The 584-nt window shown below is 39.9% G+C and carries 1 protein-coding gene; it reads right to left on the reverse strand.

Annotation, left to right across the window (positions count from 1 at the left end):
* Window positions 1-584, reverse strand: a 584-nt coding sequence (locus Q3V31_RS30760; protein WP_329767703.1) for a YVTN family beta-propeller repeat protein, incomplete at both ends; no start/stop codon positions are given.

Raw genomic sequence — 584 nt, forward strand, 5'->3', positions numbered from 1 at the left:
TATACCAGTTGGAGCAACACCTACTGGGACCGTATCAATAACCGTATTTGTAGCAGTATTGATGACAGAAACAGTATTACTAGCTTGGTTTGTAACATAGGCGCGAGTGCCATCTGGTATGATAGTCACTTGGTCTGGTGATAGTGCAACCGGAATGGTATCGATGACGGTGTTTGTCAACGTACTTATTACAGAGACATTATTACTTACTTTATTTACAACGTAAATACGAGCTCCATCCGGTGTAATAGCTATACCAACAGGTTCGGTACCTACGTTAATTGTATCAATAACGGAATTTGTAGCGGTGTTAATAACAGAAACAGTATTGCTGTTTTGATTTGTGACATAAGCACGAGTCCCATCTAGTGTGAAGACGATTATCCTAGGTCGAATACCGACATTAATGGTACCAACAACTGTGTTGGTAGCAGTAGCGATAACAGAAATTGTATTACTTAATTCGTTTGCAACATACGCAAGACTCCCATTTGGAGAAACAGTAATTCCTTGCGGAGCGATTCCGACATTAATGGTACCAACAACTGTGTTGGTAGCAGCGTTAATAACAGAAACTGTATTAT

Source organism: Bacillus nitratireducens (genome assembly GCF_036320425.1).
Classification (GTDB): domain Bacteria; phylum Bacillota; class Bacilli; order Bacillales; family Bacillaceae_G; genus Bacillus_A; species Bacillus_A nitratireducens.